Source organism: Arhodomonas aquaeolei DSM 8974, from assembly GCF_000374645.1.
GTDB lineage: Bacteria > Pseudomonadota > Gammaproteobacteria > Nitrococcales > Nitrococcaceae > Arhodomonas > Arhodomonas aquaeolei.
Genome location: NZ_KB894800.1, coordinates 163,044 through 189,335, shown reverse-complemented (window position 1 = coordinate 189,335; position 26,292 = coordinate 163,044). Strand labels below are relative to the sequence as shown.

Annotated in this window: 28 protein-coding genes and 1 tRNA gene; 10 read left to right on the top strand and 19 right to left on the bottom strand. The window is 69.1% G+C overall.

The features are described 5' to 3' along the window. Positions 1-5: 5 nt before the first annotated feature. Complete coding sequence (gene coq7, locus C516_RS0100760; protein ID WP_018716436.1) at positions 6-650, bottom strand: 2-polyprenyl-3-methyl-6-methoxy-1,4-benzoquinone monooxygenase; 645 nt, start codon at positions 648-650, stop codon at positions 6-8. A 241-nt stretch (positions 651-891) separates the two neighbouring features. Here coq7 and rplM point away from each other — a divergent pair, with 241 nt between their 5' ends. From rplM to C516_RS18100, 7 genes are all read left to right on the top strand, one after another. Beyond that, positions 892-1,320: a 50S ribosomal protein L13 gene (rplM, locus tag C516_RS0100755; RefSeq protein WP_018716435.1), complete on the top strand. Its 429-nt coding sequence runs from the start codon at positions 892-894 to the stop codon at positions 1,318-1,320. Positions 1,321-1,359: 39 nt separating this feature from the next. Then, positions 1,360-1,752 (top strand): 30S ribosomal protein S9, encoded by a 393-nt coding sequence (rpsI, locus tag C516_RS0100750; RefSeq protein ID WP_018716434.1) that lies wholly within the window; start codon positions 1,360-1,362, stop codon positions 1,750-1,752. Positions 1,753-1,764: 12 nt separating this feature from the next. Next, a tRNA-Gln gene (locus C516_RS0100745) sits at positions 1,765-1,838 on the top strand. A 243-nt stretch (positions 1,839-2,081) separates the two neighbouring features. Beyond that, positions 2,082-3,101 carry a GTP 3',8-cyclase MoaA gene (gene moaA, locus C516_RS0100740; RefSeq protein WP_018716433.1) on the top strand — a complete coding sequence of 340 codons (1,020 nt, stop codon included), beginning with the start codon at positions 2,082-2,084 and terminating at the stop codon, positions 3,099-3,101. Positions 3,102-3,107: 6 nt separating this feature from the next. Beyond that, positions 3,108-3,347, top strand: a complete 240-nt coding sequence (locus tag C516_RS0100735; RefSeq protein ID WP_018716432.1) for a MoaD/ThiS family protein — start codon at positions 3,108-3,110, stop codon at positions 3,345-3,347. A 4-nt stretch (positions 3,348-3,351) separates the two neighbouring features. After that, the gene (locus tag C516_RS0100730) at positions 3,352-3,801 is read left to right on the top strand and encodes a molybdenum cofactor biosynthesis protein MoaE (RefSeq protein WP_018716431.1); all 450 of its coding nucleotides are present in this window, start codon (positions 3,352-3,354) and stop codon (positions 3,799-3,801) included. Further along, the gene (locus C516_RS18100) at positions 3,798-5,024 is read left to right on the top strand and encodes a molybdopterin molybdotransferase MoeA (RefSeq protein WP_018716430.1); all 1,227 of its coding nucleotides are present in this window, start codon (positions 3,798-3,800) and stop codon (positions 5,022-5,024) included. The genes C516_RS0100730 and C516_RS18100 overlap by 4 nt, the downstream gene beginning before the upstream one ends. A gap of 21 nt (positions 5,025-5,045) precedes the next feature. On the opposite strand, the gene C516_RS0100720 is transcribed toward C516_RS18100, so the two are convergent. Further along, complete coding sequence (locus C516_RS0100720) at positions 5,046-5,252, bottom strand: DUF2905 domain-containing protein (protein ID WP_018716429.1); 207 nt, start codon at positions 5,250-5,252, stop codon at positions 5,046-5,048. A gap of 10 nt (positions 5,253-5,262) precedes the next feature. Further along, positions 5,263-5,922 (bottom strand): ribose-5-phosphate isomerase RpiA, encoded by a 660-nt coding sequence (gene rpiA / locus C516_RS0100715; protein ID WP_018716428.1) that lies wholly within the window; start codon positions 5,920-5,922, stop codon positions 5,263-5,265. 135 nt (positions 5,923-6,057) lie between these two features. On the opposite strand from rpiA, the gene ilvA reads away from it, so the two are divergent. Then, entirely contained in the window at positions 6,058-7,569 is a 1,512-nt protein-coding gene (gene ilvA, locus C516_RS0100710; protein ID WP_018716427.1) for a threonine ammonia-lyase, biosynthetic, read from the top strand. A gap of 75 nt (positions 7,570-7,644) precedes the next feature. Here ilvA and C516_RS18095 read toward each other — a convergent pair whose 3' ends face one another. After that, the gene (locus C516_RS18095; RefSeq protein ID WP_018716426.1) at positions 7,645-8,724 is read right to left on the bottom strand and encodes an endonuclease/exonuclease/phosphatase family protein; all 1,080 of its coding nucleotides are present in this window, start codon (positions 8,722-8,724) and stop codon (positions 7,645-7,647) included. A 33-nt stretch (positions 8,725-8,757) separates the two neighbouring features. Beyond that, positions 8,758-9,057: a hypothetical protein gene (locus C516_RS0100700; RefSeq protein WP_018716425.1), complete on the bottom strand. Its 300-nt coding sequence runs from the start codon at positions 9,055-9,057 to the stop codon at positions 8,758-8,760. A gap of 144 nt (positions 9,058-9,201) precedes the next feature. On the opposite strand from C516_RS0100700, the gene C516_RS0100695 reads away from it, so the two are divergent. Together C516_RS0100695 and corA are read left to right on the top strand one after the other, a co-directional pair. Continuing rightward, the gene (locus tag C516_RS0100695; RefSeq protein ID WP_018716424.1) at positions 9,202-9,930 is read left to right on the top strand and encodes a FadR/GntR family transcriptional regulator; all 729 of its coding nucleotides are present in this window, start codon (positions 9,202-9,204) and stop codon (positions 9,928-9,930) included. A gap of 68 nt (positions 9,931-9,998) precedes the next feature. Further along, on the top strand, positions 9,999-10,952 hold the full coding sequence (gene corA / locus C516_RS0100690; RefSeq protein WP_018716423.1) for a magnesium/cobalt transporter CorA: 954 nt from the start codon (positions 9,999-10,001) through the stop codon (positions 10,950-10,952). A 188-nt stretch (positions 10,953-11,140) separates the two neighbouring features. Here the strand turns inward: corA and C516_RS0100685 are convergent, their stop codons facing one another. From C516_RS0100685 to C516_RS20250, 14 genes are all read right to left on the bottom strand, one after another. Then, a complete protein-coding gene (locus C516_RS0100685) occupies positions 11,141-11,335 on the bottom strand; it encodes a hypothetical protein (protein WP_156831084.1) in 195 nt (64 codons plus the stop codon). A gap of 310 nt (positions 11,336-11,645) precedes the next feature. Further along, positions 11,646-12,110 (bottom strand): NUDIX domain-containing protein, encoded by a 465-nt coding sequence (locus C516_RS20255; RefSeq protein WP_018716421.1) that lies wholly within the window; start codon positions 12,108-12,110, stop codon positions 11,646-11,648. Then, the gene (locus C516_RS0100675) at positions 12,107-12,787 is read right to left on the bottom strand and encodes a DUF4126 domain-containing protein (RefSeq protein WP_018716420.1); all 681 of its coding nucleotides are present in this window, start codon (positions 12,785-12,787) and stop codon (positions 12,107-12,109) included. Before C516_RS0100675 ends, C516_RS20255 begins: the two co-directional genes overlap by 4 nt. Before the next feature lie 251 nt (positions 12,788-13,038). Next, positions 13,039-13,845, bottom strand: a complete 807-nt coding sequence (locus C516_RS0100670; protein WP_018716419.1) for an ABC transporter permease — start codon at positions 13,843-13,845, stop codon at positions 13,039-13,041. Positions 13,846-13,849: 4 nt separating this feature from the next. After that, positions 13,850-14,815: an ATP-binding cassette domain-containing protein gene (locus C516_RS21355; RefSeq protein ID WP_084594016.1), complete on the bottom strand. Its 966-nt coding sequence runs from the start codon at positions 14,813-14,815 to the stop codon at positions 13,850-13,852. An 11-nt stretch (positions 14,816-14,826) separates the two neighbouring features. Beyond that, the gene (locus C516_RS0100660; RefSeq protein ID WP_018716417.1) at positions 14,827-15,588 is read right to left on the bottom strand and encodes an amino acid ABC transporter ATP-binding protein; all 762 of its coding nucleotides are present in this window, start codon (positions 15,586-15,588) and stop codon (positions 14,827-14,829) included. 18 nt (positions 15,589-15,606) lie between these two features. Next, positions 15,607-16,281, bottom strand: coding sequence for an amino acid ABC transporter permease (locus tag C516_RS0100655; protein ID WP_026320842.1), 675 nt, complete (start codon positions 16,279-16,281; stop codon positions 15,607-15,609). A gap of 76 nt (positions 16,282-16,357) precedes the next feature. After that, positions 16,358-17,146 (bottom strand): transporter substrate-binding domain-containing protein, encoded by a 789-nt coding sequence (locus C516_RS0100650; RefSeq protein ID WP_018716415.1) that lies wholly within the window; start codon positions 17,144-17,146, stop codon positions 16,358-16,360. Positions 17,147-17,258: 112 nt separating this feature from the next. Beyond that, entirely contained in the window at positions 17,259-18,503 is a 1,245-nt protein-coding gene (locus C516_RS0100645; RefSeq protein ID WP_018716414.1) for a threonine ammonia-lyase, read from the bottom strand. 115 nt (positions 18,504-18,618) lie between these two features. Then, positions 18,619-19,410 carry an amino acid ABC transporter ATP-binding protein gene (locus tag C516_RS0100640; protein ID WP_084594039.1) on the bottom strand — a complete coding sequence of 264 codons (792 nt, stop codon included), beginning with the start codon at positions 19,408-19,410 and terminating at the stop codon, positions 18,619-18,621. Between the two features lie 9 nt (positions 19,411-19,419). Next, on the bottom strand, positions 19,420-20,523 hold the full coding sequence (locus tag C516_RS0100635; RefSeq protein ID WP_018716412.1) for an amino acid ABC transporter permease: 1,104 nt from the start codon (positions 20,521-20,523) through the stop codon (positions 19,420-19,422). Between the two features lies 1 nt (position 20,524). Beyond that, positions 20,525-21,712 carry an amino acid ABC transporter permease gene (locus C516_RS0100630; RefSeq protein ID WP_018716411.1) on the bottom strand — a complete coding sequence of 396 codons (1,188 nt, stop codon included), beginning with the start codon at positions 21,710-21,712 and terminating at the stop codon, positions 20,525-20,527. Between the two features lie 90 nt (positions 21,713-21,802). Further along, positions 21,803-22,834, bottom strand: a complete 1,032-nt coding sequence (locus tag C516_RS0100625; RefSeq protein ID WP_018716410.1) for an amino acid ABC transporter substrate-binding protein — start codon at positions 22,832-22,834, stop codon at positions 21,803-21,805. Between the two features lie 400 nt (positions 22,835-23,234). After that, a complete protein-coding gene (locus C516_RS20250) occupies positions 23,235-26,267 on the bottom strand; it encodes a bifunctional diguanylate cyclase/phosphodiesterase (protein WP_084594015.1) in 3,033 nt (1,010 codons plus the stop codon). Positions 26,268-26,292: the final 25 nt, after the last annotated feature.

The window sequence follows — 26,292 nt, the reverse complement described above, 5'->3', positions numbered from 1 at the left end:
CCGGCTCAGAGGCGGTAAGTGGTCGCCGTCATCACCCGCGAGGTCAGCCGCATCATTGCCTTTATCGGGCGGGGCAGCTCGCGGGCGCCGGCCTCCACCGCCATCCCTGCGTGCTCGCCCTCGTCGGTGCGCATCTGCTCGACGACCGCGCGGCTGCGGGCGTCCGCCTCCGGCAGGCGCCCGAGGTGGCCGCTCAGGTGGGTGACGACCTGGCGCTCGGTCTCCGCGAGGAAGCCGAGGCTCCAGCGGTCGCCGGCGGCGCCGGCAGTGACGCCCAGTGCCAGCGAACCGAGGTAGAAGGCCGGGTCCAGCAGGCTGGTGCGGCTGTCCAGCTCCGTGAGCCGGGTGCGGCACCACACCAGGTGGTCGTTCTCCTCGTCCGCCGCACGCTCCATCTTCTGACGGACCGTGGCGTCGCGCGCCGTGAGTGCCTGGCCCTGGTACAGGGCCTGGGCGCAGACCTCGCCGCAGTGATTGACCCGCATCAGCCCGGCGGCGTGTCGGCGCTCGGCGTCGGAGAGCTCCCCTTCCTCAACGCCTTTCGCGGGGTAGGGGCGGCCCGTCGTGGGCGGATTGCCGAACACCGTGCGCAGCGCCTGGTCGAGGTGGGCGACGAGCCGGTCGGCGGGCGTGTAGTGGCGTGCGTGCATGGCGGCGCTCCCTGTCTGCAGCGTGCGGTGGCCGTTATTCTACGCCCGGCACGCGCCGCTTTCAGCGGGCGGTTGACACGCGCGCCGTCGGGGCCGAAAATCTCGCGCCATCGAACGCGGCGTCCCGGGCAACGGGGCCGTGTATTGTATTCGTTTCCCAACGAGTGGTTGTGGTCGGCTCCGGCGTCGGTTAGAATCGCCGGTCTTTTGATGGACGCGACTGCTTCGGAGATCAGCTTCGATGAAGACCTTCAGCGCCAAACCCGCTGACGTCAAGCGTGACTGGTACGTGGTGGACGCCGCGGGCAAGACCCTGGGACGCCTTGCCTCGGAAGTCGCGTATCGTCTGCGTGGCAAGCACAAGCCCGAGTTCACGCCCCACGTCGACACCGGCGATTACATCGTCGTGATCAATGCGGACAAGGTGGCGGTCACCGGGCGCAAGCGCCGTGACAAGACCTATTTCCGCTTCACCGGCTACGTCGGCAACGGCAAGACCTTTACGTTCGAGGAACTCCAGAATCGTTCCCCCGAGCAGATCATCGAGCTCGCCGTCAAGGGCATGATGCCGAAGGGCCCCCTCGGCCGGCAGATGCTCAAGAAGCTCAAGGTCTACGCCGGTGCCGAGCATCAACACCACGCGCAGCAGCCCCAGGCCCTCGAGGTCTGATTTCGGCGAGTCGCGCTGAAGGACGGAAGTTAGAGAATCATGGCAGCACAGCAGTTTTACGGTACCGGTCGACGCAAGACCTCCAGCGCGCGGGTGTTCCTGCGCCCGGGTAATGGCCAGATCACCGTCAATGGCCGCGATCTGGACGAGTACTTCGGCCGCGAGACGGCGCGTATGATCGTGCGCCAGCCGCTGGAGCTCACCGAGACTTCCGGCCAGTTCGACATCTATGTTACGGTCAACGGCGGCGGTTCCACGGGTCAGGCGGGCGCGATCCGCCACGGCATTACTCATGCGCTGACCCGTTACGACGAGGAGCTCAAGCCGACCCTTCGTCGTGCCGGCTACGTCACCCGTGACGACCGCATGGTCGAGCGCAAGAAGATCGGCCTGCACAAGGCGCGTCGGGCGACTCAGTTCTCGAAGCGTTAAAGACGGTTTTATTGGGGGATCGTCTAGTGGTAGGACAGCGGACTCTGACTCCGTCAACCTAGGTTCGAATCCTAGTCCCCCAGCCAACAGAAAGGGTCTGCAGCGTCGCTGCAGGCCCTTTTTCTTTGTGGTCCGGCCAGCTGATTTCGCCCACCGGCGGGGATCGCTCCCATTCACTCAGCTGCGCGCCTTCGCCGCGTTGTTGATTCGTTGACACAGACGGTTCACGCACCCGTCCCCGCCGGTGTTAACCTGTACCGAAAGGGTAACTTTCGTTCCGGGCGCGTCATCCTGTCATGACAGGGGCCGGGACGGGGACGGGGAAAGAGATGTCCGAGCTGGTCACCCCACAGGGCTTTCCGCCGGCGACCGGCCCGCTGGTGGACCGTTTCGAGCGGAGCAAGCACAAGCTGCGTCTCTCGCTCACCGATCGCTGCAATTTCCGCTGCCACTACTGCATGCCGGAGGACCCGGAGTGGCTGCCGCGGGAGCAGCTGCTGTCGTTCGAGGAGTTCGAGCGGGTGTCGCGGGTGTTCATCACCCGGCTGGGCATCGACCGCATCCGCCTCACCGGTGGCGAGCCGCTGATGCGCCGCGGCGTCTCCGGCTTTGTCGGACAGCTCAACGGGTTGCGCGAGCTCGGCCTGGAGCGCATCTCGATGACGAGCAACGGCGTGCCGCTGCGCCGCCATGCCGCGGACCTGGCGGCCGCCGGGCTGGACGACATCAATATCAGCATCGACTCCATCGACCCGGAGCGCTTCCGGCGCATGACCGGCGGCGGCGAGCTGGACACGGTGCTGGCGGGTATCCGTGCCGCGCGGAACGCCGGCCTGGGCATGAAGCTCAACGCGGTGGTGATCCGCGGCGACAACGAGGACGACATCGTGCCGCTCACCGAGTGGGCGATGGGCGAGGGCGTGCCGCTGCGGTTCATCGAGTTCATGCCGCTGGACGCCCGGGGCGGCTGGCAGCCCCAGCGCGTGGTGCCGGAGCGCGAGATCATCGACCGGCTCGCCGAGCGCCACTCGGTGGAGGCGACGCCACGCACCCGCGAGCCGGCGACCTACTACCGCGTGGACGGGGCGTACAGCCTGGGCGTGATCTCCACGGTCTCCAACCCGTTCTGCGCCACGTGTGACCGGGTCCGCGTGACCGCGACCGGCGAGATCTACCCCTGCCTGTTCTCGCCGATGAACACCGACCTCAAGACCCCGCTGCGCGACGGTGCCAGTGACGATGACCTCGAGCATGTCATCCGCGGTGCGGTCTGGCGCAAGGGCAAGGGCTTCGCCGAGAGCGCGGGCTACGTCCAGCGTGCGATCACGATGCACGGCCTGGGAGGATAGTGCGGCATGGAGCTGGAGCTGCACGGCGTCCTCTCGGAGGCCGCCGGCCGGGAGCGGATGGAGCTGGGCGTGGCACCCGGCGAACGGGTGGCGGACGTGCTGGAGCGTCTCGGGGCGGAGGTCCCCGAGCTGGCCCCCCACCTGGCCCGGGTTGCCTGCGCCGTCGGAGACACGCTGGTGCCGCGGGCGACGGTGCTGGAGGGCAACGAGCGGCTGGCGCTGCTGCCACCGGTGAGCGGGGGCTGAGGCGATGACCCATCTGACCGAGGAGCCCCTGTCCCTCGCCGACGTACTCGCCGAGACCGACGACCCGCGCTGCGGCGCCCTCGTGGTCTTCGAGGGCGTGGTGCGCGACCATCACGACGGCCGTGGCGTGAGCGCGATGGAATACACCGCCTACGCCCCGCTGGCGCGCCGGGAGCTGGCCGACCTCGAGGCCGAGACCCGGGAACGCTTCGGCGTGCCGGTCTGCCGGATCGTCCACCGCACCGGCCGGCTGGAGATCGGTGAGGCGAGCGTGATCGTCGTCGTGCGCGCCCCGCATCGCGGCGACGCCTTCGACGCCGCGCGCTACGCCATAGACACCCTCAAGCAACGCGTGCCGATCTGGAAGCACGACTTCTTCGACGACGGCGGTGCCGCCTGGCAGGACGGCACCAGCCTCGGCGGGCGCGCGGAGGACAAGGGAGGTTCGCAGTGATCCCGATCGAGGAGGCCCTCGCCGCCTGCACGCGGACCATGCCGGCGATGCCGGTGGAGACCGTGGCGGTGTCCGATGCCCGCGGCACGGTGCTCGCGGAGGACGTCGCCAGCGCGTTGATGCTCCCGCCGTTCACCCAGAGCGCGATGGACGGTTACGCCGTGCGGGCCGCCGACCTGGCGGCGGCCACGGAGCGGGATCCGGTGCGGCTGCCCCTGGCCGGAGAGGTCGCTGCCGCGGTGCAGGCCGGGACACCGCGGCTGTCGCCGGGTCAGTGCATGCGCATCTTCACCGGTGGGCTCGTGCCGGAGGGGGCGGATGCCATCGTCCGCCAGGAGATCGTCGAGGCCGCCGGCGGCGAGGCGGTATTCACCGGGCCGGTGGCCGCGGGCAATAACGTCCGCGCCCGCGGTGAGGAGCTGCCCCGCGGCACGCCGCTGCTCGCCGCCGGCGAACGCCTCAGCGCCGCCCGCGTCGCCGCCCTGGCCGCCGCTGGCATCGACCGCGTGGCGGTGCGCCGGGCACCGCGGGTGCGCGTGCTCGTCACCGGCGACGAGGTGGTGCCCGCCGGGGCGGACCTGCCTGCCGGCGCGGTCCCCGACGCCAACGGCCCGATGCTCGCCGGCTGGCTCGCCGAGCGCGGGGTGGTGGATGTCGTCGTGCGCTACGTCCACGATGATGCCGGGGCCGTGCGCGAGGCGATGGCCGAGGCCCTGGAGACCGGTGACATCGTGGTGAGCACCGGGGGGGTGTCGGTCGGTGAGCACGACCTGGTCATCCCGACGGCGCGGGGGCTCGGTGTCGAGGAGGTCTTCTGGCGGGTCCGGCAGAAGCCCGGCAAGCCTTTGTTCCTGGGCGTGAATGCCGCCGGCGTGCCGCTGCTCGGCCTGCCGGGTAATCCGGCCGCGACCCTGGTCGGCGCCGCGGTCTACCTGCGCCGGATGCTGGACGTCGCCCAGGGCATGAGCGATCCCGGTCCGCGCTGGCGCCCGGCGGTCACCGCCGCCGAGCTCCCCGGGGACAGCGCCCGGGCCTGCTGGGTGCGCGTCAGCCGGGGCATGGACGAGGCGGCCCGGGTCACGGTCACGCCCGCGACCCACCAGGCCTCGCACATGCTGAGCAACCTCTGCGTGGCGGACGCGATAGTGCACGTGCCCGCGGGGGAGACCGCGGTGCCTGCGGGGCGGATCGTCCAGTGGCTGCCCATCGACGGCGGTGCGTAGCGGCCCGCTGACACCGCGCTGCTAGCGCCGGAACAGCCAGACGAGGATGCTGACCACCACGCTCACCAGGATCGACGTGGTGACGGGGAAGTAGAACGTGAATCCCTCCCGGCGCACGAGGATATCGCCGGGCAGCCGCCCCAGCCCCAGGCGGCTAAGCCACGGCCAGACCAGCCCGAGCACCAGCAGCGCGATCCCGAGTCCGATCAGCAGGCGCTGCACCGTCATCCCTCCGCGTTCAGGCGGTAATGGTCTCGACGCCGTTATCGGTGGCGAGCAGCAGCACATCGGCCCGGCGCTGGGCAAAGATCCCCACGGTTACCACCCCGGCGATGTTGTTGATGGTGCGCTCCATCTCGATCGGCTTGGTGATGGTGAGGTTGTGCACGTCGAGGATGACGTTGCCGTTGTCGGTGGTGAAGCCGCGCCGAAGCTCCGGCTGGCCGCCGAGGCCCACGAGCTCCCGGGCGACATAGCTGCGCGCCATGGGGATGACCTCCACCGGCACGGGGAATCCGCCGAGCATGTCCACGCGCTTGGAGGCGTCGGCGATGCACACGAACTGCTTCGCCACCGCGGCGACGATCTTTTCACGGGTGAGGGCGCCGCCGCCGCCCTTGATCATCTGCAGGTGGCGGTTGATCTCGTCGGCGCCGTCGACGTAGACCGGCAGGTCATCGACGTCGTTGAGCTCCCGGACGTCGATACCCGCCGCGCGCAGCCGCTCGGTGCTGGCATCCGAGCTCGATACCGCGCCCCTGATACGTCCGCCGATCCCGGCGAGCCCGTCGATGAAGTGGTTGACCGTCGAGCCGGTGCCGACACCGACGATACTGCCCTCGGGGACATAGGAAATCGCGGCGCGGGCCGCCTGTGCCTTGAGCTCGTCCGGGTCCATGGCCGTCTCCGGTGATTGCGTTGTCCCGGCATGATAGCCCCCGCTCCGGCGGTGGCAAAGCCTTCGTCTGGCCTCGTCCCACGGGCGCGCTGTAGACTGTAGCACTTGACTTTCAAGGAGCGTCACGGGCCCGGAATGAAGGCATACCTGCAGCAGATCCTCACCGCGAGCGTCTACGACGTCGCCCGCCAGACGCCGCTCGACGAGGCGGCGAACCTCTCCAAACGGCTTGGTAACCGGGTCTTCCTCAAGCGCGAGGATCTCCAGCCCGTCTTCTCGTTCAAGATTCGTGGCGCCTACAACAAGATCGCCCAGCTCTCGGCGGAGGATCTCGAACGTGGTGTGATCTGCGCCTCTGCGGGCAATCATGCCCAGGGCGTGGCGCTGTCGGCGCAGCGCCTGGGCATCAAGGCCACCATCGTGATGCCGCGCACCACGCCGGGTATCAAGGTCAACGCGGTGCGCAATCTCGGCGGCCGCGTGGTCCTCCACGGCGACGGCTTCGACGAGGCCAAGGCCCACGCGGACAAGCTCGTGGCCGAGCGCGGCATGACCTACATCCCGCCCTTCGACGATCCGCAGGTGATCGCCGGCCAGGGGACCTGCGGTATGGAGATCCTCTCCCAGCACCCCCGGCCCCTGGACGCGATCTTCGTGCCGGTGGGCGGCGGCGGGCTGATCGCCGGGATCGCCGCCTACGTCAAGCAGCTCCGCCCGGACGTCAAGGTGATCGCCGTCGAGCCGGAAGACGCGCCCACGCTGCATCACGCCATGCGTGCCGGCCAGCGCGTCACCCTGGAGGAGGTCGGGATCTTCGTCGACGGCGTGGCGGTGCGCCAGATCGGCGAGCACCCGTTCGAGGTCGCGAAGGAGTTCGTCGACGACTGCGTGCTGGTCTCCACCGACGAGGTCTGCGCCGCGATCAAGGACATCTTCGACGACACCCGCTCGGTGATGGAGCCCGCCGGGGCCCTGGGCGTCGCGGGGCTCAAGAAGTACGTCGCCGAGCATGGCATCGAGGACCAGACCCTGGTGGCGGTGAACTCCGGTGCCAACATGAACTTCAGCCGCCTCTCTCACGTCGCCGAGCGCGCCGAGGTGGGCGAGCACCGCGAGGCGGTCTTCGCGGTGACCATCCCGGAGCGGCCGGGCAGCTTCCGCGAGTTCTGCGAGACCATCGGCAACCGCGCGGTCACGGAGTTCAGCTACCGCTATGCCGATGCGGACAACGCCCACGTGTTCGCGGGGATCGGCCTCAATGACGGCCAGGCCGAGCGCGACGCGGTCCTCGGGGACCTGCGCGAGCAGGGCTACGACGTCCTCGACCTCACCGACGACGAGATGGCCAAGGTCCACCTGCGCCACATGGTCGGCGGTCGCGGCAAGAACGTCACCGACGAGATCCTCTACCACTTCGAGTTTCCGGAGCGCCCGGGAGCACTGCTGAAGTTCCTGCGCCGGCTCGGCAAGCGCTGGAACATCTCCATGTTCCACTACCGCAACCACGGTGCCGATTACGGCCGCGTGCTGGTGGGCATCCAGGTGCCGGAGGCCCAGCGCGAGCGCTTCCGCGAGAGCCTGGACAAGCTCGGCTATCCCTACCGGGACGAGAGCGGGAATCCGGGCTACCGGCTGTTCCTCAGCTGAAGTCCCGGAATGGGGTGCGGTCCCGCTCGTGACGCCGGCGGGGTGCCCGCCGGTCGTCCCGCGCGCCGGCCCCACTCACGGCGGCCAGTCCACGTCCAGCCACACCGCGCGGTGGTCCGAGCTCACCACCCGGCGGCCATCGCCCACCAGCTCGTGGCCGGGCGCCCCTGGCGCCGGCCAGTGCACGCCGGTGTCCCGCACCGTCAGCCGCCGGTCCGGCAGGCAGTAGTCCACGCGCAGCCCGAAGCCGCCGGAGGCGAGGGTGTGCAGCGCTGGATCGCCCTTAGCCTGTGCAGTGCGAGCCGCGCCGCCGGTGCTGCGGGGCGCCGGATCCTGCAGGGTCGGGTGGTGGCGCAGGGCATCGATCATCGCCGCGTCGCCGTTGCCGTCATGCGGATCCGCATTGAGGTCCCCGAGCAGCACAACCGGCGCGTGGTCGGGCCGGCCACCGGGGTCGCCCCGGTCGTCGACGATGTAGTCGGCACCGTCGAGGTAGTCCCGCCACAGGCGCAGCTCGTCGTGGTTACGGCAGTGGTTGCGGCGCTCCGGACCGTCGAAGGCCGGGGGCGTCGGGTGGCTCGCGAGCAGGCGCAACCGGTGGCCGCCGACGTCGACGGGTATGTCCCAGTGGCTCTTGGAGGACAGCGGCAGCCGCGCGAGTGCGGCGGGCGTGTACCAGGACCGGCCGGAATCCGGATCCCGCGGGAGGTATGCCCCCGGTACGTCGCGCCAGAGCAGGCGTCGCAGCGTGCGTGCGCCGGTCGCGATCGGGTGGCGGGAGAGCAGCGCCATCCCGTACTGGCCGGGGAATGCGCCGAAGCCTAGTGCGTCCGCCGGGCCGTCGCGGCGTCCGTCGCGGTCCAGGTCCAGACCGGAGGGGATGCCGGTGTTCACCGCTGCCGTGAAGGCGTGGGGTAACACCAGCGGCGGTTCCGGTACGCCGGAGCCGGCTAGGTAGTCCCGGCGCAAGCGCACCAGGGCGGTGCCACAGGGCGTGTAGTCGAGCTCGTTGAGGAGCAGCACGTCGGGCTGGAGGCGGCGCAGGATGCGGGCGACGGCCAGTGCCTGGGCGTCGCCCGCGGCCAGATCCGCGTCGAGGCCCCCGGGTGTCCGCCGGCTCAGCGCGGCGTTGAAGGTGACGATGCGCAGCCGCATTCGTTCGGCGGCCCCACGGCCACCGCGGCCCGGTCAGGCGCGGCCGGCATCGAAGTCGGTGGGGGCGTGGAAGTACTCGCTGCTGCGGGCCATCTCCTCAACTATCCGGAGCAGCTCCTGCAGGCGCAGGTCCGCCGTACACAGCGGGCTGCATTCCTCGCACTGGGGGTCGCCGCAGGGCTGGCGGGCGTAAAACCAGTACTGAATCGCGCCGGCGAGCAGGCCGTCGGCGAGATCCCAGAGATCCGCCTCCTGGTCCGCGTCGGCGAGCTGGTTGCCGAGGTCCACCGCCTGGGCGGCGGCCTTTTCATAAGGCGTTTCTGCCGTGCTCATTCGTGGTGCTTGGGTCCCTCGTTCCGGTGTACCCAGTGTAACAGCCACGACAGCCGCACGACGTCCCTGCGAACGGTCCCCTGTCCGCCATTCACGCTTTAACGCTATGATGACCGCCGGATGACCGGTGCAATGGAGGGTGGTTTGGCTTCCATTTTTTCGAGTATCGAGGCGCCCACCGGCGCCCGGCTTTCGGACGCGATCGCCGAGCAGATCGAGCGCTCCATCGTCGAAGGCGAGCTGCGCCCCGGCGATGCGCTGCCGGCGGAGCGCGAGCTCGCCCGGCAGCTGAGTGTTTCACGGCCTTCGCTGCGCGAGGCGCTGCTCAAGCTGGAGGCGCGCAAGATACTGGCGTTGCGGCGCAATGCCGGGTACACAGTCGCGGAGGTGACCGCGCCCAGCCTCACCGACCCGCTGCTGCACCTCATGGAGGGTCACGGTAAGGCACTCGCGGACGTGCTCGAGCTCCGCCAGGGGCTGGAGACCATGGCGGCGGGACTGGCGGCGATGCGCGCCAGTCCCGCCGACATCGAGCGCATGGCGGAGGCCGCCGAGACCATGGAGCGTGCCCACCAGTGTGGTGATGCCGCGCTGGCGGCGGAGTGGGACGCCCGCCTTCATCTGGCTGTCGCCGAGGGCGCGCACAATCTGGCGCTGGCGCATGTCATGCGGGGCATGTTCTCGGTGATGCGCGAGCACGTCCGCCGGGCGCGTGAGGCGCTGTTCACTCGTCACGACGCGGAGGTCAACCTGCGCGAGCAGCACCGCGCGCTGGTCGAGGCGATCCGTGCCCGCGACCCGGATGCCGCGGTTCGCGCCGTTGAGAACCACCTGCGTTTCGTGCGCGAGGGGATCTACGCCGCGGATCGCTGAGGCGTGCGGCGTAGCCCTTATACTGTGCCGGACAATCGCGCTCCAGGCGCCGAATTCCCGGAGGTTTCATGCTGTATGCATTCGAGCTGCAGGAAGGCATCCTCAGTGCCATCCCCGAGGACGACGAGGGCCGCGTCGAGCTCTCCCGCGCGATGTGGATCGATCTCATCGATCCCGATGAGGGCGAGCGCGCCCAGGTCGAGCGGCTCTACCGCCAGGATCTCCCCGACGTCGAGGACGTCGAGGAGATCGAGGCCAGCGCCCGCTACTATGAGGACCAGGATGGCCTGCATGTGCACTCGCTGTTCCTCCAGGACATCGACGGGCGCCCCACCAGCACCACGGTGGCGTTCATCCTCAGCGGCCACCGCCTGTTCACCCTGCATGAGCACAGCCTCTCGGTGTTCCGGTTGCTGCGCCTGCGCGCCCGTCGCGAGCCGGACCTCGCCGAGGACGAGACCTCGCTGCTGCTCGGGCTCTTCGAGACCAAGGTCGAGAACCTCGCGGATCGCCTGGAGCGGGTACACACCGAGCTCGAGCGGGTGAGCGCGCAGGTCCTTGCCGACGAGGATAACGTCGACCTGGAGGGGGCGATCGACGAGCTCACCCGCCAGGAGGATATCAACGGCAAGATCCGGCTGTGTCTGATGGACAGTCAGCGGGCGCTGACCTTCCTGCTGCGGCGTGGCCGGCTCAATACCGAGAACCGCGAATGGGTGCGTGAACTCCTGCGCGACGTGGACTCGCTGCTGCCGCACAACCAGTTCCTGTTCGAGAAGGTCAACTTCCTGATGGATGCGGCGATCAGCTTCATCAATATCGAGCAGAACCAGATCATCAAGATCTTCTCGATCGCCGCCGTGGTCTTCCTGCCGCCGACCATGGTGGCGAGCATCTACGGCATGAACTTTCGGGTCATGCCGGAGCTCGACTGGACGTTCGGCTACCCGTTCGCGCTCATGCTCATGGTGCTCGCCGGTGTCGCGCCCTACCTCTACTTCAAGCGCAAGGGCTGGCTCTGAGTCTCTCGGCAATCCCAATGATGGCGCCCCCGCCCGGGTGGAGCGACAGGTCGTGCGCCGCAGGCGTGCGACTGCCGAGCCGTTTCCGCTGAGGATAGGCGCTACGGCCGGGAAACCGTCCGACGGGTAGTTGTGCGGTAGGCCCGTGCACGGCCTGCGGCCGTGCACGGGCTATGAAAGGCGAGTGATCAGGCGACCTCAATCGTCCGAATCGCCGCCATCATCGCCGCCGTCGCCGCCGCCATGGTCGTCACCACCGTCATCGCCGCGGTCATCGCCGCGATCATCTCCGCGGTCATCGCCGCGGTCATCTCCGCGGTCATCTCCGCGGTCATCTCCGCGGTCATCTCCGCGGTCATCTCCGCGGTCATCAGCGGTGTCATCATTATTCTCGTTCGTCGCGTCGGCCTCGCCAGCTGCATCCCCTGCAGTTGCGTTACTGTCGCTCAGGTCCATTGCGGCGTCGTCGTCGAAAGAAGGTTGGCTACTATCGATTGCGGCCTGAACCCCGCCGGCTAGCAGGAGGGTAAAGGCACCAATCGCGAGCCTCGTGCTGATTGACATATCGGTAACTCCTCGGATCGCTGGGTTGGGTGAGTCTAGGATTGAACCATATCCGTAAAGCCAGATCATGAAGCCATTGTGGAGGTCCGGCCGTTGCGCGCACCCGGCATCGCGGTATCGGTAGGGCGATCAGCCGAGCTCGAAGCCCCCTTCGTCCGGGTCGTGGAGACGGCGCAGCAGTAGCCGGCGCAGCCACGCCTCGGCTGGATGGTTACCGCCGGCAAGGGCCATCCCCGCCTCTGCGCCGATCCAGCGCGCCGTGTCGTGCTCGGCGCTCAGCCGTAGCGCCTCCGGGGCAGCGGCGCGGCAGCGGTAGACCACCCCGATTAGCTCCGTGTCCGCGGAGGGTCGTCCCCTGTGGAAGTGGCTGGTGCCGATCAGCGCGGTGGCCGTTACGGTAAGGCCGGTCTCCTCATGGACCTCCCGGTGCAGCGCGGTCTCGAAGCCCTCGCCCTGCTCCAGCCGGCCGGTGACGCACTCCCACACGCCCGGCGCGTAGTCGCGGCCGGCGGCCCGGCGCATCAGCAGCACGCGGCCGGCACCGTCCTCGATCAGCGCGGCGACGCCGCCGAGGAATCGGCCCGGGGCGTTCACGATCCCTCGCCCCGCCCGAGCTGCGGTGGCAGCGGCGAGGGTCCCCCCGGTGTCGGGGGCTCCGGCGGCGGCTCCGGCGCGCCGCGGCCGGAGATCGCGCGCAGGACCCGGCGCAGCCCGCGCCAGATGCGCGGCAGCAGCCAGATCGCCAGGGCGGCGAATCCGGCGAGCAGGACCAGGAAGATCACCGGGTGATAGAGCGCGAGCCACAGGCCGCCGAAGACGGCGACGTCCTCGGTCACCGACGCGGTCCAGTTGCTTACCGGCTCCGGGGAGAGGTTGATCACGGCACGACCGCCGGATTTCACCGCATGGCTGCCCGCTGCCATGCTGCCGCCCACCAGGCCGGCGGCGATCTGCGCGGCGGGGGAGACCTCCCCTACCGCCGCGGCGGCAAGCACCGCGCCGGCGGGCAGGCGGATGAAGGTGTGCAGCGCGTCCCAGCCGGTGTCCACGCCCGGTGTCTTGTCGGCGACGAACTCCACCATGTACATGAACGCGGCGGCGGTGAGCACCAGCGGGTCGGCGACGATCTCCAGCGACGGCGGCAGGCTCACGTGGCCGAGCTGGCTCATAACACCGAGCCCGAGGATCGCCGCGTAGAGGTTGATGCCGCTCGCCCAGCCGACGCCCAGGGTCAGGGCGATGGTGGCGGTGAGCTGCTCCAGGCCGGTCATTGCTCGGTGCTCCTCGTGGCGGTGGCGGCCGCCGTGCGTCTGGGTCTGCCGGGGAGTATACCCCGGCAGACCCAGCGCCCGTCAGCGGCGGCCACTCCGGCTGTCCGCAGGCCCCGGCCGGGCTCGGCGGGGACGCTGTCGTCGTGCGGCGACGCCCACACGGGGCCCGGTGCCGGAGTACCCGCACACCCTCAGGGCGGCAGTTACCCGTGGTGAGGCCGGCCGTGAGGGTCGTGGCCGGATATGGCGCTCTAGGTTTGCAGTCGCCGGCGTGCCAGCGCGCAGGCGAGCCAGATCGCGGCGGCGGCGTAGGCCGCGATCACCCCCAAGTGTAGCGGGATCAGCGACGGCCAGGCGCCGGTCATCAGCGGCCGCACCAGCGCCACCACATGGGCCAGGGGCAGGGCCATCGCCCCTCGGGCGACCGCGTCCGGCAGCTCCGAGAGGGGGAAGAACACGCCGGAGACCAGCATCATTGGGGTGATCACGAGGGTGAAGTAGTAGAGGAAGAAGTCATAGCTGCGCGACACGGTGGTGACGATCATCGCCAGGCCGGCGAAACACAGGCCGGCGAGCAGCACCACGGGGAGCACGAGCACCGCGCCCCAGCCGCCGGCGAGGCCGAGGATCAGGGTCACCACCAGGATCGCGGCGGCGTTGATCAGCGCCTTGGTGGCCGCCCAGGCGATCTCGCCGATCACCACGTCGTCCACCGACAGCGGGGCGTTGAGCATCGCCGCCCAGGTCTGCTGCATGGTCAGCCGGGTATAGGCGGAGTACAGGGCCTCGAAGGTGGCGCCCATCATCGCGCTCGAGCAGACGATACCGGTGGCGAGGAAGGCCATGTAGCCGAGCCCCTCCACCTCGCCCACCAGCCGGCCGAGGCCGTAGCCGAGCACGAGCAGGTAGAGCAGCGGGTCGGCGAAGTTGCCGAGCAGCGAGGGCACGATGAGCTTGCGCCAGACCAGGAAGTTGCGCCGCCACACCGGTATGAACCGCAGGCTCGGCCGCGGGGCCCGGCGCAGGTGGGCGCCCAGGGTGCCGGCATACCCGCTCACGCGATCACTCCCGCACCTGGCGGCCGGTGAGCCGGAGGAAGACGTCCTCCAGGTTCGCCGGCCGGTAGAGGTAGTCGTTGCCGCAGTGGCGCTCGACCGCGGCGAGCAGGCCGTCGCGCTCGCCGCTGTAGAGGAGCACCGTCGCGCCCACCCGTTCCGTGGTGATCGCGTCCGTATCGCGCCAGCCTGCGGCGGCATCGCCGCGCAGCTCGACCACGTGAGGCTCGATGTGTGCGGCGATCAGCGCGCGCGGGCGGTCGCAGGCGATGAGGCGCCCGCCGTCGATCACCGCCGCCCGGTCGGCGAGGCGTTCGGCCTCCTCCATGTAATGCGTGGTCAGCAACAGTGTCCGGCCGTCGTGTCTGAGCCGCTGCAGCCGCTCCCAGATGTGCTGGCGGGCCTGGGGGTCGAGGCCGGTGGTGGGCTCGTCGAGCACCAGCAGCGCCGGGTCGTTGACCAGCGCGCGGGCCAGGGTGAGACGGCGCTTCATCCCCCCGGAGAGGGCGTTGATGGGGGCGTCGGCACGTTCGCGCAACTCCGCGAAGGCGAGCAGGTCGTCGATGCGCGCAGCCACCTGGCGGCGGGACAGGCCGAAGTAGCTGCCGTAGGTGAGCAGGTTCTCGCGGACGGTGAAGTCCGGGTCGAGGCTGTCGAACTGCGGTACGATGCCGGTGTCGGCGCGCATGGCGCGGGCATCCTCCGGCACCCTGTGGCCGAGCACACGGATCTCGCCGGCGCTCGGCGGGGTCAGGCCCAGGAGCATCCGCAGGGTGGTGGTCTTACCGGCGCCGTTGGGGCCGAGCAGCGCCAGGCACTCGCCGCGCTCCACGGTGAGGTCGACACCGTCGACGACGGTGACGCCGTCGTAGCGCTTGACCAGCCCCTGCGCCAACGCCGCCGGCGCCCCCGCGGCGACGCCGCTCCCGGCGGCCGGGGTATCCGACCTTGGTAACGCGGCGGTGCGCGCCATAGTCCGCCGCCTCAGTGCTTGAGCACCCGGGAGAGAAAAGCCTGGGTGCGTTCGTTCTGCGGGTTGTCGAACACCGCTTCGGGCCTGCCCTGCTCGACGATCCGGCCGCCGTGGATGTAGATCGCCCGGTGGGCGACCTCGCGGGCGAAGCCCATTTCGTGGGTGACCACCAGCATGGTCATGCCCTCGCGGGCGAGCTCGCGCATGACGTCCAGGACCTCGCCGATCATCTCCGGGTCCAGCGCCGAGGTGGGCTCGTCGAAGAGCATCACCCGCGGTTCCATGGCCAGCGAGCGGGCAATGGCCACCCGCTGCTGCTGGCCGCCGGAGAGCTGGCTGGGGTATTTGTCCGCCTGATCGGCAATGCCCACGCGCTCGAGCAGGCGCTGGGCATTCTCGGTGGCCCGCTCCCAGGACCAGCCGCGGACCTTCACCGGAGCCAGAGTGATGTTGTCCAGCACCTTGCGGTGCGGAAACAGGTTGAACTGCTGGAAGACCATGCCGACCTCGGTGCGAATGGCCTGCAGGGCGCTACGGCCGCCGCCATCGGGTACGAGTCGGTGGTCGTCCACCTCAATGGCGCCGCCCTGAAAGGGCTCCAAGCCGTTGATGCAACGGATGAGCGTGGACTTGCCGGAGCCGCTCGCGCCGATGATCACAATCACCTCGCCGGGATCGACGGACAGATCCACGTCCTGGAGGACGTGCAGGCTGCCGAAGTACTTGTTCACCCTTTCCATGACCACGATGGGGTTGCTGGTATCGTCGCTCACTGGTGGTCGGCTCCCTGGTCAGACGCCGGAGGCGGCGCCGCGGCGTTCGTACAGTCGCAGGAGAAAGGACAGGCTCAGCGTGATCACGAGATAGAGCAGTGCCACCATCAGGTAGACCTCCAGGGCGGTGAAGGTCGTGGCGATGTAGATCTGGCCCTGACGCACGAGCTCGCCGACACCGATCACCGAAAACAACGAGGTGTCCTTGATGCTGACGATGGCCTGGTTACCCAACGGCGGAATCATGCGCCGCAATGCCTGTGGCCAGATCACGAACCAAAAGGTCTGACTCCCGGAGAGGCCCAGCGACAGCCCCGCCTCGCGCTGGCCACGGTCGATGGACTGCACCGCGCCCCTGACGATCTCGGAAATATAGGCCCCGGCGTTCAGCGCGATCGCTGCGATGCCGGCGGTCACGGCGTCGATGGGGCCACCGAGCACCTGGGGCAGCCCGTAGAAGATGAACAGCACCTGCACCAGCACGGGCGTGCCGCGGAAGACCTCGATGTAGGCGGTGGCGAACCAGCGCAGTGGCCTCAGCGGGTTGATGCTGAGCAGGCCGAAGACGATGCCGATGACGAAGCCGATGGCCAGGCCGCCGAAGGAGATGAGCAGCGTCCAAGGGATGCCGGCCAGCAGGTAGGGGATCGATTCGATCGCCGCCTGCCAGTCGAACTGAAACGTCAATTCCACCGATGTCGCTCCTGTGCAGGGTGGGGCCGGGGGCGCCCCAGGGGCGACCCCCGTTCACCGGCTGCCGCCGGCGGCGCTACTTCTGGTAGGCGGCCGGCGGCGCCTCGCCGAACCACTTCCGGTAGATCTCGGTGTAGGTGCCGTCCGCCTGCATGGACTTGAGCGCGGCATTGGCGTCGTCCACCCATTCGCTGCCCTGCTCGAAGGCGATGCCATACTGCTGCCCTTCATAGAGCGGGCCGACGGTGGTGACGCGCTCGCCTCCCTTGGTGCGCGCGAAGTAGGCGACGTTCGGGGCATCGTAGAGCACGGCATCCACGTTGCCGCCCATCAGCGCCATGTACATGTCGGAGCTGCCCGGGTAGGGGGTGATGCCGCCGTCGTCCTCCAGGGTCTTTTTCAGGAAGTTGTAACTCGTCGAGCCGATCTTGGTGCCGATCTTCTTGCCCTCGAGGTCCTCGACGGTCTGGATGGACTCGTCACCGCTGCGCTTGAGGATGCGCAGCCCGGAGTTGTAATACGGGATGGTGAAGTCGACGATCTGCCCGCGCTCCTTGGTGATGGTGATGCCGGCGATGGCGACGTCGGCGTTACCAGTCTGCAGTGCGGGGATGATGCCGTTGAAGTTCATCGTTCGCAGGTCGTAGTCGAAGCCCGCGCGCTTGGCGACCTCGGCGAGGATGTCCATGTCGAAGCCGACCATCTTGCCGCTGTCCTTGTCCATCATCTCGAAGGGCACGAAGCTCGGGTCGGTGACCGCCTGCAGCGTGGGCTTGTCGTCCTGGGCGGCCGCCGTGCCGGCGAGCCCCAGCGTCAGCGCCATGCAGGTGGCGATGGAGATGCCGCGAAGTAATTGTTTGTACATTATCGGCTCCTTTTGGCTTGCCTTGTGGGGAGTGGCCTGACCACTCTCCTGACCGGTAACGATGGGCCGGGCTCGCGCGGCCGTCAAGCCACGTGCCGCGGGGGCAGTGGGCTCACGAGGCGGGCTCGGTGCGCTCATGCGGGTGGGGTTCGCTGTCCGGTACCACCGGGTCGTAGCCCGCCGAGCGCAGTGCCGCGAGGACCTCGGTGGAGTGCTCGCTGCCCAGGGTCTCCAGGGTCGCCTCGACCTCGGTGGCGCGCAGCGACAGGTCCGTGAAGGTGCGCTGATGGGCGATCTGAATGACGTTCGCGCGGTGGTCGGCGAGCAGCCGGGTGAAGTCGGCGAGCGCCCCGGGGACGTCGGGCACGCCCACGCGGACCCGGATGATGCGCCCGGAGCGCACCAGCCCGCGCTGGATGACCGAGGACAGCGGCAGCAGGTCGATGTTGCCGCCGCACAGGATCAGGCCCACGCGCCGGCCGCGGAAGCGTTCCGGCTCGGCCAGCACCGCGGCGAGGCCGGCGGCACCCGCCCCCTCCGCGACGGTCTTCTCGATCTCGAGCAGCATCAGGATGGCGCGCTCGATCCCCGGCTCGTCCACCAGCAGGATGTCGTCGACGAGCTCGCGGATGATCGGCAGGGTCAGCGTGCCCGGCTGCTTGACGGCGATGCCCTCGGCGATGGTCGCCGCACCGCAGTGGATGGGCTCGCCGGCGAGGGCCTGCCTGACCGCCGGGAAGCGCTCGGTCTGCACGCCCACGATCTCGATGTCCGGGTTGATGGCCTTCGCCGCCACGGCGTTGCCGGCGATCAGGCCGCCGCCGCCGACGGGGATCACCAGGCTCTCCAGGGCCGGGAACTCCTCGAGCATCTCCAGCGCGATGGTGCCCTGTCCGGCGATCACCCGCTCGTCGTCGTAGGGGTGGATGAACACGTAGCCGTGTTCCTCGGCGAGGCTGCGCGCGTATTCCCCCGCCTCGGCCACGCCGTCGCCGCGCAGGCGCACGTCTGCGCCGAAGGCCCGGGTGTTGCGGACCTTCACGTTGGGCGTGTGTTTCGGCATCACGATGGTGGCGTGGATGCCCAGGCGCTGGGCGTGGTAGGCCACCGCCTGGGCGTGGTTGCCGGCGGACATCGCGATCACGCCGCGTTCGCGCTCGGCGGGGGTGAGCGCGAGCAGGCGGTTGAGGGCACCGCGCTCCTTGAAGGCCGCCGTGAACTGATGGTTCTCGAACTTGATGTAGAGCTCGCAGCCGGTGAGCTCGGAGAGGGTCCGCGACAACGCACACGGCGTGCGCACGATGCTGTTGGCGATATGTGCGGCGGCCTCGCGGACTTGGTCGATGGAGGGGGTCATCGTCTCGGTTGTCTCCGTGGTCGGGTGCGGGAACGTTATGCCGGCGTCGCCGGCTCGGCCGGCCGAACGGAAAGCCCTGGCCGAGCACGAGCGGGCTCGAAGCCGTACCTTTCCATCAGTGTGCCAGGATCTGCTGGAGGAAGCGCTGGGTGCGCGGTTCCTGCGGGTCGTTGAAGAATGTGGACGGCGGCGCCTGCTCCACGATCTCGCCGCCGTCCATGAAGATCACGCGGTCGGCGACCGTCTTGGCGAAGCCCATTTCATGGGTCACGCAGAGCATGGTCATGCCGGAGCGCGCGAGCTCGATCATCACATCGAGCACCTCCTTGATCATCTCCGGGTCGAGCGCAGAGGTGGGCTCGTCGAAGAGCATGATCTTCGGCTGCATGCACAGCGCCCGCGCGATGGCGACACGCTGCTGCTGGCCGCCGGAGAGCTGGCCCGGGTACTTCCTCGCCTGCTCGGGGATGCGCACCCGCTCCAGGTACTGCATCGCGGTGGCCTCGGCGTCGCGGCGCGGGGTCTTGCGCACCCATAGGGGCGCGAGGCAGCAGTTCTCCAGGACGGTGAGATGAGGGAAGAGGTTGAAGTGCTGGAAGACCATGCCGACCTCCCGGCGCACCGTCTCCACGTGCTTGACATCCTCGGTGAGCTCGACGCCGTCCACCTCGATGAGGCCACGCTGGTGCTCCTCGAGGCGGTTGATGCAGCGGATGAAGGTGGATTTGCCCGAACCGGAGGGGCCGCAGATCACGATACGCTCGCCGCGGCTCACGGTAAGGTCGATGGCCTTGAGCACATGGAAGGCGCCGAACCACTTGTGCATGTCGTGCACACGGATGATGGCGTCGCCGCCGGCGGCGGAGGAGGCGACAGGCCCACGGTCGGTGGTGGCGGTATCGATCATCATGTGTCCTCAGCGTTCGCGGTGGCCCGTGTCGAGCTTGCGTTCCAGATCCTGGCTGTAGCGCGACAGCCCGAAGCAGAAGACCCAGAACACGGCGGCGACGAATACGTAGCCCTCGGTGGCCACGTCGCTCCACGCCGGGTCGATGATGGTCGCCTGCACCGTGCCGAGCAGATCGAACAGGCCGATGATGAGCACCAGCGAGGTGTCCTTGAAAAGCGAGATGAAGGTGTTGACGATCCCCGGGATCACGAGCTTGAGCGCCTGGGGCAGGATCACCAGCCCCATCTTCCGCCAGTAGCCGAGTCCGAGTGCGTCCGCCGCCTCGTACTGGCCCCGGGGAATGGCCTGCAGCCCGCCGCGCACCACCTCCGCCATGTACGCGGACTGGAACATGATGATGCCGATGAGCGCGCGCAGGAGCTTGTCGAAGTTCACCCCCTCGGGGAGGAACAGCGGGAGCATCACCGAGGCCATGAACAGCACGGTAATCAGCGGCACCGCGCGCCAGACCTCGATGAACACCACCGAGAGCCCGCGGATCACCGGCATGTCGGAGCGCCGCCCCAGTGCGAGCACGGTGCCCACCGGCAGCGCTGCGAAGATGCCGCCGTAGGCGAGCACCAGGGTCAGCATCAGCCCGCCCCAGTCCGCGGTGGGCACGGCCTCGAGGCCGAGTACGCCGCCGCGGATGAGCACCAGCGCGATCACCGGAAAGGCGGTGAGCCCGAAGAGCCCGAGCCAGCGCCGGCCGGGGAAACGCTCGATGAGCTGGGGTGCGAAGGCAGCGGCGAGCAGCACGAATACGATATTCACCCGCCAGCGCAGCGCCTCCGGATAGAAGCCATAGATGAAGAAGCCGAGGCGCTCGCGCACGAACAGCCAGCAGGCGCCCTCGGTGTCACAGGCACTCGCGTCGGCACCGGCGAACCGCGCCTCCACCAGCGCCCAGTTGATCACCGGAATCGCGTAGCGCACCAGCAGATAGCCGGCGAGGAGGGTGAGCAGGCTGTTGTACCAGGTGGAGAAGAGGTTCCGGCGCAGCCAGCCGAGGACGCCGAGCTGGCGGCGCGGCGGCGGCAGGTCCGGGTGGTGTTCCGAGGCGGCCGACACGTTAGCGCTCCTTCAGGGCCACCGCCCGATTGTAGACGTTCATCAGCGACGAGATGGACAGGCTGATGACGAGATACACCGCCATGGTCATGGCCACTATCTCCACTGCCTGACCGGTCTGGTTGAGGGTGGTCCCCATGAACACCGCCACCAGGTCGGGGTAGCCGATGGCGGTGGCCAGCGAGGAGTTCTTCGTCAGGTTGAGATACTGGCTGGTCAGCGGCGGGATGATCACCCGCATCGCCTGGGGGATGACCACCAGCCGCAGCGTCAGGCGCGGGCGCAGGCCCAGCGCGCGCGCCGCCTCGACCTGGCCGGGATCCACGGAAAGGATGCCCGAGCGCACGATCTCGGCGATGAAGGCGGCCGTGTACACCGCGAGCGCCGTGAGCAGCGCGGCGAGCTCGGGCAGCACCGCCATGCCGCCGCGGAAGTTGAAGCCCTGCAGCGCCGGCAGTTGCCAGGTGATGGGGGTGCCGGCGAGCGCATAGACGAGTGCCGGCAGGCCGATGATCAGCGTCAGTCCTGGCCAGAGGACCGGCAGACCCCTCCCGGTGCGGTCCTGACGGCGTTTGGCGAGGCGCGCCAGCACCACCGTCGCCGCGATGCCAATCGCCAGCGCCGCTGCCACCCAGCCGGCGCCGGACTGGAAGATGGGCTCCGGCAGGTAGAGGCCGCGGTTGTTGACGAATACCGCCTCGCCGACCGTCACGCTCTGACGCGGCGAGGGCAGGTTCTGCAGCACCGCGAAGTACCAGAAGAAGATCTGCAACAGCAACGGGATGTTGCGGAAGATCTCGATATACGCGAGCGCGAGCTTGGCGATCAGCCAGTTGGAGGACAGCCGCGCGATGCCCACAGTGAAGCCGAGCACCGTGGCGATAGCGATGCCGAGCCCCGAGACCAGCAGGGTGTTGAGCAGGCCCACCAGAAAGGTGCGCCCGTAGGTCATGGTCTCGTCGTAGGGGATCAGCGTGATGAGGATGCCGAAGCCAGCCGGTTCGTCGAGAAAGCCGAAGCCCGTGGAGATGCCGCGCTCGGCCATGTTGGTGAGCGTGTTGTCGAGCAGCGTCCAGCCGAACCAGACGACAGCGGCCAGGGCCAGTGCCTGGAAGGTCAGGGCGCGCACCCGCGGGTCGCGCCAGGGGCGTCTGCGTGCCGGTGGCGTGGTGTCGGTGGTCGTGTTCATCGAGTCGTGCCCGGGTCGTGGTCCGCCTGGCCGGGTTTATCCCGGGGCGCGCGTCGGTCGCGCCCCGGGGTGGCGTCGAACGGACCGCGATCAGCGGATCGGCGGGGCGTACATCAGGCCGCCGTCGGTCCACAGGGCATTCACGCCGCGCTCGAGCTCGAGCGGGCTGTCCGCGCCCACGTTGCGGCGATAGATCTCGGCGTAGTTGCCTACGTGCTTGATGATGCGGGTGCCGAAGTCCGCGGGCAGGCCCAGCTTCTCGCCCATGTCGCCGGACGAGCCGAGCATGCGCCTGATGGTGGGGTTGTCCGCGTCCTGCATGTCCGCGACGTTGTTGGAGTTCACGCCCAGCTCCTCGGCATTGATCAGGGTGAACAGCGTCCATTTGATGATGTCATACCACTGGTCGTCGCCCTGGCGAACGGCCGGGCCCAGTGGCTCCTTGGAGATGACCTCGGGCAGCACCTTCGCCGCCGAGGGCTCGGGCAGCTTGATGCGCAGGGCGTTGAGCTGTGACTGATCGGAGGTGAGCACGTCACAGCGCCCGGCGTTGAATGCGCTGATGGTCTGGTCCGAGTTCTCCAGGACCAGTGGGTTGTACTCCATACCGTTCTTGCGGAAGTAGTCCGCCAGGTTGAGCTCCGTGGTCGTGCCGGCGAGCACGCACACGGTCGCCCCGCTCAACTGCCTGGCGCTGTCGACGCCCAGGGATTTCTTCACCAGGAAGCCCTGGCCGTCGTAGTAGGTCGTGCCCGCGAAGTTCACGCCCAGGGAGGCGTCGCGGGTGAGCGTCCACGTGGTGTTGCGCGAGAGCACGTCGATCTCGCCGGACTGCAGCGCAGTGAAGCGTTCCTTAGCGGTCAGTGGGACGAAGCGCACCTTCTGCGGATCGTCGAAAATGGCGGCGGCGACGGCGCGGCAAAAGTCCACGTCGAGACCCGCCCAGTTGCCGTCGGCGTCGGTGGCGGAGAATCCGGGCAGGCCGCTGTTGACGCCGCAGATGAGCTGGCCGCGTTCCTTGACGGTGGCGAGGGTGCTGTTGTCGGCCGCAGCGACGGTAGCGGATGCCGCGAGTGCGGCCACCACGCCCAGGCTGGTGAGAAGGGATACGAGTCGTTTCATGGTTCTGGCTCTCCTCCGGTTGGGATCGATTACACCCACGCCCGGGTGGGGCGTCGAGGTGTGCTCACGGGCGGGCAGGTGGCGCCATGCGCGCCGACGTGGCGACGGTGGTCCGGATCACGGGGTCGTCGCACCATTGGCTCCCTCGCGGTGCCCGTTTGTTGTTCTGTGCGCGGGCCGGGGATGTTGCCCGGCAGATAGCCGCGACGATGATGGCCTGTAACCGTAGCACTGCCGTAACGGTCGCGCCACAGGCGGGTGCGTTACCCTGGCGCTACCGGTGATCACGCTGTGGCTGTACCGGCCCCATCGCAGCCCAGCGACGTCTTGCCGGGCGTTTCATTCCCGGTTGCGACTGATCCAACCGGCCGGTGCGCGATAATGGGAATAGCAGGAAGTGCTATGCCACTGTCGCCGGCTCGGCCGGCCGGGCGAACAGGAAGCCCTGGCCGAGCTCGCAGCCCTCGGCGCGCAGGAAGGCGAGCTGGGCCTCGGTCTCGATGCCCTCGGCCACGACGCGGAGGCCGAGGGAGGCGGCCATCGCCAGTATGGCCCGGGCGATGGCGGCGTTATCCAGATCGTCGGGCAGATCCTGGGTGAAGGATTTGTCCAGCTTGAGGATCGACAGCGGCAGGCGCTTGAGATAGGCGAGCGAGGAATAGCCGGTGCCGAAGTCGTCCACCGCGATCTCCACACCCATCGCCCGCAACGTCTCCAGCGTGCGCGAGACCGTCTCCGGCGCCTGCATGATCGTGCTCTCGGTGACCTCGATGATCAGGCGGTCGGGGGCCACGCGGGCCTGCGCGAGCGCGACGCGGAGGTCGCCGATGAGGTCGCCGGCGCGCAGGTGGGCGGGCGAGACGTTGACCGCGACCCGGCCGGGTGCGTGTCCCGCGTCCGTCCACTCGCGCATCTGGCGGCAGGCCTGGCGGAACACCCAGCGGCTGAGGGGCACGATCAGCCCGGACTGTTCGGCGACGGGGATGAAATCGCCGGGGGGCACGACGCTGCCGTCGTCATGGCGCCAGCGCACCAGCGCCTCGCAGGCGTAGTGTTCGCCGTCGTCGAGCGCGAGGACCGGCTGATAGGCGAGGAAGAGCTCTTCCTCGTCGATCGCCGAGCGCAGGGCACCGGCGGTGACGATGCGGTGATACGCCTGGTGGCTGAGCTCCGCCTGGAAGGTGCGCGCGGTGTTTCGTCCCTCGTTCTTCGCCAGGGACATCGCGGCGTCCGCGGCCAGGATCAGTGATTCGGCGTCCTCGCCGTGCTCCGGCGCCAGCGCGATGCCCACGCTCGCGGTGAGATAGATCGGGCGCCCGCCGGCCTCGAACGGGGCGTCCATCGCCTCGAGGAGGGCGCCGGCAAGCTCGCTCGAACGCTGGCGGGCGTCGCGCCGGGCGATGAGCAGCATGAACTCGTCGCCGCCCACGCGCGCGAGCAGGTCGTTGCCGTGGACGTATTCGGCCAGGCGCCGCGCGACCACCTGGAGGACGGCATCGCCCTCGCTGTGTCCGAGGCTGTCGTTGACGTCCTTGAACCCGTCTAGATCGATGAACAGCACGGCCACCCCCGTGCCCGAGGTCCGGCGCTCCGAGAGGGCGCGGTCCAGTGCCTCGCGCAGCGACACCCGGTTGGGCAACCGCGTGAGCGGGTCGTGGTGGGCGAGGTAGCGCAGCTCGGCGCGGCTCTCGTGGAGCTCGGTGATGTCACTGATCATCGCGATCAGCCGCGGCGGGTCGGCCTCGGTGCCGGCGAGCCGCGAGAAGCTCGCCCAGGCGGGGAAGGTGCCGTCATCGGCGCGGGGGCACTGGATCTCCCCCTCCCAGTGGCCGGCCCGGAAGAGGGCACGGCGGATCCCGCTGACTACCGTCGGGTCGCCAGCGGTGAGCACCTCCATGATGTCCTTGCCGTGCAGCAGGGCCGGCTCGTGGGCGGTTATCCGGCGGAACGCCGGGTTGGATTCGGCGATCCGGCCCTCGCCGTCAGCGATGAGGATCCCCTCGCCGGTGTTCTCGAGTACCGCCGCGGCGAGCCGCAGGCGGGTCTCGCCGCGCAGGCGCTCCAGCTCCGCGGCGGCGCGGGCGGCGAAGATCTGCATCAGCGAGGCGGACTCGTCGCCCGCGTCCAGCGCGCGGTCGAATACGGCGGTGAGCAGCCCGACCGGTTCGCCGGCGCTGTCACGCAACCGGATTCCGATGTAGCCCTGGGCACCGAGCTCGGCGAGCACCCCGTCCTCCGGGAAGACGTCCGTCACGCCGTGGGAGATTATGCAGGTGTCCTTGTCCAGGGCGAGGCGGCAGGGGGTCTCGGCGAGGGGATAGTGGCCGTCGTGGCGGGTGCCGTCCCGGCGCCATCCGGCGAGTATGCCGGCATACTCGCTGTCTCGTCCGTCGGGGGTTTCGGCGATGTGTACCAGGGTGGCGTCGAGGCCCTCGCCGAGCCGTGTGACCAGCAGCCGGAAGAAGTCTTCGCCGGTGCCGGAAGCGACCTCGGAGGCGACCAAGTGCAGCAGTAGCTGCTGGCGGTTGCGTTCCGAGCGGATAATGGCGTTGGTGGCCTGGTCGGCGAGTTGGCCGGCGAAGCGCACCTCGTCGCGGTGCCAGCGTCTCGGGCCGCCTACATGCTCGAGGCAGATCACCCCATGGAGGCGGCCGTGCAGGCGGATGCCGGCGTCGAGCAGCGCGCCGACCCCGGCCGGGGCGAGGTAATCGGCGGTCAGCTCGCGGGTGCGGTGGTCGCCGAGGGCGTCCTCAACGTCCATGCTGCGGTAGCGCCGCAGGGAGTCGAGATAGGTGCGGCACGCCGGTCCGGGGACCTTCGGCAGCGCATGGGGAAGGTCGCCGCGGACGTCATGGAGGGCCTCGCAGACCAGCGCCTGGGGATGTTCGCGGATGCGCCATACGCTCGCCCGCGTCACCTCGAGGGCCTCGCAGGCGCTGCGGCAGATGTGGCGGAGAACGGTGTGCAGGTCGCTGCCGTCGCTTACCAGCGGGTCGCTGGCCAGCTCGGAGAGGGCCCGTTCCTGGGCGTTGGCGCGCTGGAGCCGGCGTTGCTCGGCGAGCTCGGCGGCGCGGCGGTCGTGGACCGGGTGGACGAGTGCGAGTCGGTGGCGGCGGCCGTGGAGCCAGACGTCGTTACCGGTGACCTCGGCGTCGAAGCGCGTGCCGTCGGCGGCGAGGTGCGTCCATACCCCGGCATAGCGCTTGCTGTGGCTGCGGGCGATGTGACGGTGCAGCGCCGCACGCTGTTCCGCCGGGTGGATGGTGTCGAGGGTCAGGCGGGAGAGTTCGTCCGTGCGGTAGCCGTAGGCCGTCTCCGCAGCGCTGTTGGCGAGCACGATGCTGAGGGTGCCCGGATCGTACACCAGGACAGGGTGGGGGGTGGCCTCGAATAGTGCCCTGAATTGTTTTTCGCTCGTCTGCGCGTTCGTCACCTGCCCCGTGCCCCCAAGCGACCTG